Raw genomic sequence first — 1169 nt, 5'->3', positions numbered from 1 at the left:
CTAGTTGCCGAACCGCTTGGGCAGGGCCCGCCACTTGCAGCCATTTTCGGCCACGAACAGGATCGCGTTGAGCACTTGAAGGTTGTCCAGCGACACATTGCCCCGCTGCCGCGGCAGGCAATCCTCGATACGCGCGAATTGCGCAGGCGTAAGTTCCATGCGCAGTATGTTAGCACGTAGTGTTAACAGGCCCTAGTCGATGGCTGCGGCGTTGGCTGCCCTCCCCTCTTGAACCCGCGATCCCTCGCCATGAACGCCTCCAGCATGTGCGGGATCAACTTCTCTGCATCGACTGCCTCGCCATACGCTTGCGCGTGCAGCGCGGCGTAGCGGTCGAGGTCGGCTTTCAGGCTGGCTGGGCAGGCGAAAGTCATCTTGACGTTCTCGGTCTTGGGCAGCGGCCCGAGCCGCAGCTTCTTGGTCGCGCTCATTGCGAAGCTCCCCGATTGAAGAACAGCGGCTGGTAGGGCCGCAGCACCAGATCCCGGTTGACGATGATCCGCACCGGCAGGCCCGGCCGCTCGGTCAGCGTCGGCTGGATGTTCATGTTGCGCCGGGTGATCTCCTGGCCGACCTGATTGATGCTGTCCTGGGCGCTGTCGCGCCCGGCGATGACGATGCGGTTGCCGTCCTGGCGGTTTTCCGGCGCGGCCAGCTCGGCACCCACGCCCAGCAGCGTCGTCAGCACCGCGCCCGCAACGATGCGCTTCCAGTGCCAGTCCACGTCGTCTTCCAGGCCGGCGTAGCCGGCCGGGTCGGTGCCCACGAGGTTGTCGAGCGTCAGCGAGGACGTGTCGGGCAGGATGATCCGGTTCCACACCACCTGCACGCGGCTCTGTCCGTAGCTGACCTGGCTGTTGTAGCGCCCCAGGATGCGCGATCCCTGCGGGATCAGCAGGAACTTGCCCGTGGCCGTGTCAAAGACCGGCTCCGTCACCGTGGCGATCACGTCGCCCGGCAAGTCCGACTTGATGCCCGTCACCAGCGCGCCCGCGATCACGGTTCCGGCCATCACCTGATACGGCGACGCCGGCAGCGCCAGATTGCCGGAATTGCGTGTTTCCGTAGAGCCGGCTTTCAGGAACGCTTCCTTTTGGTCTTGTCGGTTCTGCACGGCGGTCGGGTCGGCAGGCTGCGCCGCCACCGATGCCGGCCCAGCCGTGAGCGGG

The 1169-nt window shown here is 65.7% G+C and carries 2 protein-coding genes and 1 pseudogene; all 3 read right to left on the bottom strand.

Annotated elements, in window-relative coordinates:
* Positions 1 to 159 (bottom strand): annotated as a pseudogene (locus tag JCM9942_RS16410) (transposase); the annotation flags it as partial.
* Positions 160 to 182: 23 nt separating this feature from the next.
* A complete protein-coding gene (locus JCM9942_RS16405; RefSeq protein WP_016448812.1) occupies positions 183 to 431 on the bottom strand; it encodes a DUF2274 domain-containing protein in 249 nt (82 codons plus the stop codon).
* On the bottom strand, positions 428 to 1169 hold a 742-nt coding region (locus JCM9942_RS16400), incomplete at its 5' end, for a TraB/TrbI/VirB10 family type IV secretion system protein (RefSeq protein ID WP_172675183.1). The genes JCM9942_RS16405 and JCM9942_RS16400, both read right to left, overlap by 4 nt.

The sequence above is a fragment of the Stenotrophomonas pictorum JCM 9942 genome, from assembly GCF_001310775.1.
In the GTDB taxonomy this organism is placed as follows: Bacteria; Pseudomonadota; Gammaproteobacteria; order Xanthomonadales; family Xanthomonadaceae; genus Stenotrophomonas; species Stenotrophomonas pictorum.
This window is presented reverse-complemented; position numbering and strand designations above follow the sequence as displayed.